The sequence below is a fragment of the Floccifex porci genome (assembly GCF_009696175.1).
In the GTDB taxonomy this organism is placed as follows: Bacteria; Bacillota_I; Bacilli_A; order Erysipelotrichales; family Erysipelotrichaceae; genus Floccifex; species Floccifex porci.
Genome location: NZ_VUMM01000024.1, coordinates 21,018 through 30,171, shown reverse-complemented (window position 1 = coordinate 30,171; position 9,154 = coordinate 21,018). Strand labels below are relative to the sequence as shown.

The 9,154-nt window shown below is 33.8% G+C and carries 8 protein-coding genes and 1 tRNA gene; 3 read left to right on the top strand and 6 right to left on the bottom strand.

Annotated elements, in window-relative coordinates; translation table 11 throughout:
* Window positions 1–153 precede the first annotated feature (153 nt).
* Window positions 154–495, top strand: a complete 342-nt coding sequence (locus FYJ50_RS09195; protein WP_235900966.1) for an SDR family NAD(P)-dependent oxidoreductase — start codon at window positions 154–156, stop codon at window positions 493–495.
* 31 nt (window positions 496–526) lie between these two features.
* Here FYJ50_RS09195 and FYJ50_RS09190 read toward each other — a convergent pair whose 3' ends face one another.
* The 6 genes from FYJ50_RS09190 to FYJ50_RS09165 form a co-directional block, all read right to left on the bottom strand.
* Window positions 527–1,465 carry an ROK family glucokinase gene (locus tag FYJ50_RS09190; RefSeq protein ID WP_154461266.1) on the bottom strand — a complete coding sequence of 313 codons (939 nt, stop codon included), beginning with the start codon at window positions 1,463–1,465 and terminating at the stop codon, window positions 527–529.
* A gap of 40 nt (window positions 1,466–1,505) precedes the next feature.
* Window positions 1,506–2,081, bottom strand: coding sequence for a ribosome biogenesis GTP-binding protein YihA/YsxC (gene yihA / locus FYJ50_RS09185; protein ID WP_154461264.1), 576 nt, complete (start codon window positions 2,079–2,081; stop codon window positions 1,506–1,508).
* A gap of 1 nt (window position 2,082) precedes the next feature.
* On the bottom strand, window positions 2,083–4,386 hold the full coding sequence (lon, locus tag FYJ50_RS09180; protein ID WP_154461262.1) for an endopeptidase La: 2,304 nt from the start codon (window positions 4,384–4,386) through the stop codon (window positions 2,083–2,085).
* Between the two features lie 62 nt (window positions 4,387–4,448).
* Window positions 4,449–5,729 (bottom strand): trigger factor, encoded by a 1,281-nt coding sequence (tig, locus tag FYJ50_RS09175; RefSeq protein WP_235900964.1) that lies wholly within the window; start codon window positions 5,727–5,729, stop codon window positions 4,449–4,451.
* Entirely contained in the window at window positions 5,716–6,450 is a 735-nt protein-coding gene (locus FYJ50_RS09170) for a DUF3196 family protein (protein WP_154461260.1), read from the bottom strand. The genes tig and FYJ50_RS09170 overlap by 14 nt, the downstream gene beginning before the upstream one ends.
* A gap of 365 nt (window positions 6,451–6,815) precedes the next feature.
* Window positions 6,816–6,892, bottom strand: a tRNA-Arg gene (locus tag FYJ50_RS09165).
* A 53-nt stretch (window positions 6,893–6,945) separates the two neighbouring features.
* Here FYJ50_RS09165 and FYJ50_RS09160 point away from each other — a divergent pair.
* Both FYJ50_RS09160 and FYJ50_RS09155 read left to right on the top strand, forming a co-directional pair.
* Window positions 6,946–7,704: an InlB B-repeat-containing protein gene (locus tag FYJ50_RS09160; RefSeq protein ID WP_205946504.1), complete on the top strand. Its 759-nt coding sequence runs from the start codon at window positions 6,946–6,948 to the stop codon at window positions 7,702–7,704.
* A 19-nt stretch (window positions 7,705–7,723) separates the two neighbouring features.
* Complete coding sequence (locus tag FYJ50_RS09155; RefSeq protein WP_154461256.1) at window positions 7,724–9,094, top strand: MATE family efflux transporter; 1,371 nt, start codon at window positions 7,724–7,726, stop codon at window positions 9,092–9,094.
* Window positions 9,095–9,154: the final 60 nt, after the last annotated feature.

The following is a 9,154-nucleotide window of genomic DNA, read 5'->3' as shown; positions in this document are numbered from 1 at the left end:
CTTAAAAGGGCAAGGATTAAAACGAGCGCTTCGCGTCCTTGTCCCTTTTGTCGATGACATATTCTGTTAAACACTAGCCTTAGAAATCAGGCATTCTGAAATCATTTGTTTCTAGACTGTCAAGAAATTTTAAAAACTACTTACACAGTTTGCTTGACAAAGCCAGCTGGAAAATTCGGTTGTGGAGGAGCTGCTTATGTTTCCAGTAAAGCCGCTGTAATTGGAGCCACAAAACATACTGCTCTACGTTTTGCGGGTACTCAAATTCGATGCAACGTCATTTGTCCTAGTACCATTGTCACACCTATGGTCAAACAAACCGATCCATCTACTTTAGATCGTGATATGATGATGCAGATGGCTAAACATGCAGACTTAAAAGTACAGCCTTGTATGCCTGAAGATGTTGCCAATGTATTATTGTTCTTAGCTAGCGATGAATCCAGATCCATTACCGGTCAGACAATTGTTTGTGATTTTGGAAGTACACTATAATAAAAAAATCGTAGATTTTTCTACGATTTTTTTATTCAAGAATTAATTTTACCGCTCCATAAATTCCGGCTAAATTTCCTAAGGTTGCCTTTTTGAAACTTGTTTCTTTCATTGCATAGAAAGCGTACTTTTTAAAGTATTTTTGAATTGGATCAATAATCTGACTTCCTGCATTGGACAATCCGCCTCCAATAATAAAGGCTTCCGGATTTACAACCACACCAATCAAAGCACATCCTCTTCCAAGCATTTCCGCAATCGTATCAATCATAAGATTTGCGACTTCATCTCCATCTTTTGCTGCACTACAAATGTCTTTTGTTGTAAAAGAATCCATATTTCTTAAAAGAGAATCACTATTATTTTCTTTTAAATATTTTTTTGTTAATTTAACCAGTCCATTGGCACTGGCATACTGTTCTAAACAGCCTTTATTTCCGCAGGCACAACATTCTGTTTCGTCCAGCTTTGTCAGAATGTGACCAATTTCTCCAGCTGCTCCATTGAATCCACATACAATCTGGTCGTTGATGATAACTCCTCCACCAACACCAGTTCCCAGTGTAACCATAACAATGCTATGATGTCCTTTTCCTCCACCTTGCCACATTTCTCCTAAGGCCGCAACATTGGCATCATTCCCCACTCTTACTTTACATCCCATAATGGATTCCATTTCTTTAACAACATTAAAAGTTGGCCAACCTAAATTAATACAAGTATAAACTGTTCCATCTTGTCCAACAGGACCAGGTATTCCCATACCAATTCCTTCTAAATCCGAAACTTCCAATTGATTTTCTTTACATTTTCCTTCAATAGCGCATTTTATATCTTCTAAAATGTGCCCTCCATTATCTTCTAATCGTGTTGGAATTTCCCAGGTTTCTAATAAATTTCCATTTGTTTCAAAAAAGCCGATTTTAACCGTTGTTCCTCCTATATCGACTCCAAAAGCATATTTTTTCATGATGTTTCTCCTTTATTACTAGTTTATCACAAAAAAAGTCCTAGAAACCTAGGACTTCATATATTTTTTGAGTAACATCTTCAAAACCCGTTTTTTCAGTGGAACTGACTCCATATATATTTCTTAAAGGAATCTGTAGTGACTGACTGATTGTTTTTAAAGCTTTGATTCTTTTTGTTTTAGGAATTTTATCTACTTTTGTGGCAACCACAATAATAGGAATGTTTTTTTCTTTTAAAGAAGAAATCATATCAATATCATCCCTTTTTGCTTCATGTCTGGCGTCCACTAAAGAAATCACCGCTTTTAGCTGATGACGGGATGAAAAATATTCTTCCATCATATTTCCCATTTGAATCAATAAACTTTTTGACATTTTTGCATATCCATATCCAGGAACGTCCACCAGCATCCATTTGTCATCAATATTAAAGAAATTGATCATTCTTGTTTTACCAGGTGTGTTTCCTACATATGCTAACTTTTTACGATTGCATAAAGCATTTATAAAACTGGATTTTCCAACGTTGCTTCGACCAACCACTACAATTTCTGGTAAATCAGTGTCTGGCCATTGGCTTGCATTTAAAGCAGAAGTTACAAAAGTTGAATTCATATTAATTCACCAATGCATTCTGTAATACCTGTTTACAATTGCTTACAGGAATAAATGTAATCGCATCTTTTACTTCCTGAGGAATGTCATCCAGATCTTTTGTGTTATCTTTTGGAATTAAAATGGTTTCTATTCCAGAACGATGAGCCGCTAAAGATTTTTCTTTTAATCCACCAATTGGAAGTACATTTCCACGTAAAGTGACTTCTCCAGTCATTGCCAGATTGGCTTTTACAGGTTTTCCATTTAAGCAAGATACCAGAGCCGTTGTCATAGTGACACCCGCACTTGGTCCATCTTTAGGAACAGCCCCTTCTGGCACATGAATATGAATATCTGTTTTTTCAAAACATTTTGGATCGATACCAAATTCTTTCGCATGTGCTTTTATATAGTCCAGAGCAATGCTGGCACTTTCCTTCATAACATCTCCCAATTGACCTGTTAAAATCAATTGTCCTTTTCCTTCAAATTTCTGTGCTTCAATCTGAAGAATGTCTCCACCAAAACTTGTATAAGCTAAACCAGTAACCGTTCCCACCTGGTCTTTCTTTTCTTTTTTACCATAATCTACTTTTTCATTACCCAACCATTCTTTTACAAGTTTTTTAGTTAAAGTAATGGATTTTTTACCATCTTTTAAGATTGCCAAAACGGTTTTTCTACAGATTGTACCAATGGTTCTTTCCAGCTGACGAACACCTGCTTCACGAGTATAATAGCGAATCAGATGCAATAAAATCTCGTCACTTACTTTTAGCTGAGAAGGTTTTAAACCATTTTCTTTAAGTTGCTTTGGAAGTAAATGTTCTCTGGCAATATGAACTTTTTCCACTTCTGTATAAGAGGACAGCTGAATGATTTCCAGACGATCCTGTAAAGCAGGAGGTATGTTTTCTAAGTAGTTTGCCGTAGCAATAAATAATACTTTTGATAAATCATAGCTTTCTTCAATATAATGATCGGAGAACAGTGAGTTCTGTTCAGGATCTAATACTTCCAGCATGGCTGAACTTGGATCCCCTTTATAATCACTTGCCATTTTATCCAATTCATCAATTAAAAATACAGGATTTACCACTTGTGCTTTTTTCATACCCTGAATGATTCTTCCTGGTAAAGCCCCTAAATAGGTTCTTCTATGACCTCGAATTTCCGCTTCATCACGAACACCACCCAAAGACATCTTCACAAACTTACGATTTAAGGCTCTGGCTACACTTTTAGCTAAAGAAGTTTTCCCAACACCTGGAGGACCTACCAGACAAAGTATTGGTGCTTTTAAAGAATTTGTCATCTGTTTTACACCCAGATATTCCATAATTCTCTCTTTTACTTTTTCAAGGCCATAATGATCTTCATCTAAAATGGATTGAGCCAGATTTAAATCTTCATTGTCTTTAGTTTCCTGCCACCAAGGCAGATCCATTAACCAGTCAATATAAGTTTTAATAATTCCTGTTTCTCCACTGGCCATAGGAAGCATCTCATAACGAGACAATTCATCTTTTACTTTTGCCTTTATATAATCTGGATATGGATTTTCTTCCAGGCGTTTACGGATATTTTCAATATCCTTATCCTGCTGCACAATATCTCCTAATTCTTCTTTGATGGCATGCATTTTTTCACGTAAATAATAATCTTTCTGACTTTGGTCAATTCTTTCTTTAACCGTTTCGTTAATTTTCTGTTCAACCTCAGTCATTTTCTTTTCTTTTTCAATATCCTGTAAAAGCATTTCAAGACGATCATTAATTCCTAATGTTTCCAAGTATTGCTGCTTACGATCCAATGTTAAAGGAAATGCCTGAATGGCTTTATCCGTAAGTACATCCGGACCCATCCCCTTTGATAATTCAATCATCAATTCTTTTGGAAATAATTTTTCAATATGTGTCATATTTTCAAAAGATTGTGCTATCATACGAATTAAAGCCACTTCTTCTAATTCATCCTGAAAAATGCTTTTCTTAATTGAAATATCCGCAAGATCCGATAAGGAACCCTTCGTCCAGGAGTTCAATTCAACACGATCAATTCCTCTAAACTTGATACGAAGAAATTTATCAAAACGACGTACATGACGAATTTCACATAACGTTCCCATTCCATATATATCGTTAATATTTGGATTTTCAACTTTCATATCTTTTTGTGAAAAAAGACACACTTTTGACTCATAATTATCTTGTGCATTTTCCACTGCTTTTAAAGAGGCTTCTCTTCCTACATCAATTACAATTTCCTGTCCTGGAAATACGATAACACCTCTTGTACAAATTAAGGGATATTGCATAGGCATAAATATTCCTTCCTTTCTTCTAAAAAAGACGCGATGCGTCTTTTTTTTACTTATCTATTTTATTACTTTACAGAAGCTTTAATCAAGTCTAATGCTTTACGAGTTGCCAGATCAGCTTTAATGTTTTCAACTGAAACAATTGATTTAATCTGTTCAACTGGCATACCATACTGTTCAGACATAGAATTGTATTCAGTTTCTGCTTCTTCATCACTAACTTCAATATTTTCAGCTTTAACAATGGCATCCAATACCAGTGAATTCAACACTTTTTTCTGTGCTTCAGGAACAAATGTCTGTTTCAATCCTTCTTCTGTCTGGTTTGTAGCCTGTAAGAATTGTTCAGCTGTAAATCCAGAACCCTGCATCTGATTTGTAAAGTTACGATACATAGAATCAACTTCATGTTCAATCATAACAGCTGGAATATCCACTGTTGCATTTTCAGTAACCTGCGCCATTAATTCATCTTCAAATTTTGAATTCGCCTGATTTTCTTTACGTGTTTTTAATTCTTCACGTTTAGAATCTTTAAACTGATCAACTGTTTCAATACCTTCTAATTTCAATTTCTGAATCAATTCATCATTAACTTCTGGTAATTCTTTCGCTTTGATATCATGAACAGTAACTTTAAATACAGCTTCTTTTCCAGCTAAACTAGCTTCCTGATAATCTTCCGGGAAAGTAACCACTACATCTTTTACATCTTCGGATTTAACTCCAACCAATTGTTCTTCAAATCCTGGAATAAATGTATTTGAACCCAGTTCCAAAGGATATTCATTTCCTTGACCACCTTCAAATGGTACTCCATCCAATGTTCCAACAAAATCGATTACTACCTGATCTCCCTGTTGAGCAGTCTGTCCTTCTTCTTTTAATACCCAGTCTGCATAGCGATCCTGAACCGCTTTTACTTCATTTTCTACATCTTCATCAGTAACAACGACTTCATCTTTATGAATATCTAATCCTTTATACTCACCTAATGTTACTTCTGGAGATACAGTACATTCAAAACTTAATACAACAGCTTCTTCTGTTGTTTCTTTAATATCTAATAATGGACGATCTACCAGTTCAATTTTCTGTTCTTCAATTCCAAATGTTAAAGCATCGTTCGCAACTTCTTCTGCTGCTAATGAGAATAAATATTTTTTACCAACCTGTTTACGAATCAAAGCATCAGGAACCTGACCTTTACGGAATCCTTTGAATGACATCTGATTCTTAACTGTGTTAAATGCTTTTTTCTGTGCTTTTTTCCAAGCATCTCCATCAACTGTTACAATTAATTCCCCAGTTGAATTTTCTTTTAATGTCCAACTACTTTGCATCATTTTCTCCTCGTCTTTCAATCAACAATGGAAGCTCATCAACTTCCTCAAGATCTTTTATTTTCATAAAAGCCAGAAATTCTTCGGATTGTCCAAAAGCGTCCATTACTAAACGAATGATTGATTTTGCCAATGATTCAGGTTCAATATCAACAAAATCAAAGGGACGCATTTCCAACACTTCTTGTTCTAATAAGCGTAAGCAGAACTGATAAAAAGCGGGATTGTCATTGGATAACAATTCATAGAAGATCTTTTTTGTTTGAATCAATGTTGGATCTTCTTTCATTGTTAAGATACTACTTGGAATAAAAGTAATCTCTAATCCGTTTTTTAATATTTTGTAGGGAGTATCAATTTTCTGTTCCATTAAGGCTTCAATTAATTCTCCTTTAAATTCATTAGGAATTAAAGCATTTAACGCTTCCTGAACTTCATATTCATGAGCTCTTAAATTCATTGTGCATAACTCACTGACTGCTTTTTCCTGCTGAACCGGTGTACCATGGATCCATTTTAGAATCTTATCTTCATCTACCTTAGGTAAACTAACCTGAAGATAACTTTTACATTCTATTTCTTTATTCTGTAATATCTCCATAATATCCATAGGAACATACGGCATAGATAATTCCTGATGAATTAAATCATACGCTAAAGACCATTTTGATTCATCCATTAATTGTTCTATTTCATGTATTAAAGATTGATAATACGAATTCACTTTAGCCTCCTAGCGTACATGATATTTTAACATATCAAAAATCAATAATCAATTATAGACAATCTTATTTTATTATAAATATATCTTATTAGAAAAATTCTTATAAATGATATATTACTCTATTCTTTAAAAAAAATAACCAATACAAATTATACCCACAGTAGAAACAAAATATCATCGATAAACATTCAATAAATAGGCTAAAATCAGCTAAAAAAACTGTTCATTGCGCCACCAATGGCGCAATAGTGGCGCAATGGCAGTATTCATATACGCCAGAATCATTGAAAAAATGCGTAAAATTGCTATAATTAACTCGTACAAGGTAAAAAAAAGCCTTCTTTACGAAGGCTTAATTCTTATAGTGGCGTCCTGGAAGGGATTCGAACCCCTGACCGTGCGCTTAGAAGGCGCATGCTCTATCCAGCTGAGCTACCAGGACAACACAAGTATTATAACAAATTATTTTTTATTTTCAAGGATAGGATGAAAAAAATGCAAGAAAGAAAAGGATATACATTCGATGGATGGTATATTGACCCTGAATTTACAAAGAGATTAAATCCAGGTGGAATATTACCACATGAACTTACGCTTTATGATAAATGGTCTTTAATTGAATATGATATCACTTATGATCTAGATGGAGGAATCAACTCCGAAAACAATCCAAAAACAGTCAACATTGAATCAGGCGTTCTTCCTCTTTATCCAGCTTATAAAGAAGGAATGTGCTTTACCTGCTGGACATTAAATGGAAAAATAGTAAATTCAATTCCCGCTCAAGTATACGAACCCATTCAACTGGTTGCACACTATCATTCACTGTATACAGTTAAATTTGAAACTCGTGGTGGAGGAATGATTGAAGATCGAAAAGTAAATGAATATGGTTATTTAGAATCTTTTCGTCCTCCAATGAAAATTGGCTATGAATTTGAAAATTGGTATTGGGATCCAAATTGTCAAAATAAATTCAGTTTTGATCAGGTTATACATAAATCCTGTATTTTATATGCAAACTGGAAAGTTGTTCATTACAAAATCACATATGATGCCAATGGCGGTATTGCATCTCGTACCAATCCTAAATCGTACACATATTTTGATTCTTTAATAACTTTAAAACCTGCTCGTAAAAAAGGATATAAATTTATAGGCTGGTTTGATATTAGTGGAACGAAACAAGATTGTATTTATCCTTATTCAATAGGAGACAAAAACTTTATTGCCCACTATGAAAAAAACAAATAATTCTATATAATAAGTATTTATGAAAGAAAATATATTAGGATACGAAAAAGAATCAAAATTATTAGCAAAATTTGCGATACCTTCAATTATTTCAATGGTTGTCAGTTCTTTATACAATATCGTTGACCAGATATTTATTGGAAAAGGAGTGGGATATCTTGGAAATGCAGCTACTAATGTTGCCTTTCCTTTAACAACAATCTGTCTTGCGATATGTTTAATGATTGGAATTGGAACGGCTTCCCGTTTTTCTTTGAATATTGGTGCCAAAAAGATGGATAAAGCAAGGGAAGTTGCTGGAAATGCGATCTATTTAACAATTCTAGCTTCAATTCTTTATTTTGTTTTAGTACAGGCTTTTTTACCAAAACTTTTAGTTGCTTTTGGCGCTACTGAAAATGTAATGTCTTATGCCATGGTCTATACAAGAATCACCACATTTGGAGTCCCTTTTTTAATGGCCTGTAATGTGTGTTCAAATTTAATTCGTGCAGATGGTTCCCCAAAATATTCAATGATGTGCATGGTTATAGGAGCCATTATCAATACAATACTGGATCCAATTTTTATATTCATATTTCATATGGGTGTAGCTGGAGCAGCCTGGGCAACCATTATTGGACAGATCATTTCATCCTTTGTTGCGATACGCTATTTATTTCATTTTAAAAATATAACTTTAACAAAACAAGATATTCACTTATCTTTACCTGTTACATTAAATGTATGTGCAATTGGTATGTCTGCTGGAATCAATCAGCTGGCCATTCTTTTAGTACAAATTGTTTTAAATAATTCGTTAACTTATTATGGTCAATTCAGTGCATATGGATCGGATATACCTCTAGCAGCCTGTGGTATAGTGATGAAAGTAAACAGTATTCTATTAGCTTTTATTATTGGTATTTCACAAGGAATGCAGCCTATTGCCGGATTTAATTATGGAGCAAAAAAATACGATCGAGTAAGAAACATATTAATTCTATCATTAGGTATCAATCTGATCATATCTTTAATCGGATGGTATCTATTTATGTTCCAGACTTCTTCTGTACTATCTATTTTCGGTACTCAGGATGGATTATATTTTGAGTTTGCGACAAAATTTATGAAGATATTTTTGTCTTTATGTTTAGTAAATGGATTTCAGATTATTTCTTCTGGTTTCTTCTCTTCCATTGGAAAACCAGTAAAAGGAATGATTCTTTCACTCACTCGACAAGTTATTTTCTTAATTCCATTGCTGCTATTACTTGGATATAAATTTGGCTTAGAAGGAATTATGTATTCAGCCCCAATCAGTGATGGAGTCGCCTTCATTATTTCATTACTATTCTTAATAAAAGAAAGCATTCATCTTACAAAATTATCAAAAAACGCAACACTATAAAAATCTGTTGCGTTTTTTAATTTTTAAATTATATTGTTTTTTCTAATAGAAAATAAGAAA

Excerpts from the sequence above, each read along its gene's own strand:
- FYJ50_RS09160 (WP_205946504.1), top strand. The coding sequence starts at position 6,946 with ATGCAAGAAAGAAAAGGATATACATTCGATGGATGGTATATTGACCCT.
- lon (WP_154461262.1), bottom strand. The coding sequence starts at position 4,386 with ATGCCTATGCAATATCCCTTAATTTGTACAAGAGGTGTTATCGTATTT.
- tig (WP_235900964.1), bottom strand. The coding sequence starts at position 5,729 with ATGATGCAAAGTAGTTGGACATTAAAAGAAAATTCAACTGGGGAATTA.
- yihA (WP_154461264.1), bottom strand. The coding sequence starts at position 2,081 with ATGAATTCAACTTTTGTAACTTCTGCTTTAAATGCAAGCCAATGGCCA.
- FYJ50_RS09190 (WP_154461266.1), bottom strand. The coding sequence starts at position 1,465 with ATGAAAAAATATGCTTTTGGAGTCGATATAGGAGGAACAACGGTTAAA.
- FYJ50_RS09155 (WP_154461256.1), top strand. The coding sequence starts at position 7,724 with ATGAAAGAAAATATATTAGGATACGAAAAAGAATCAAAATTATTAGCA.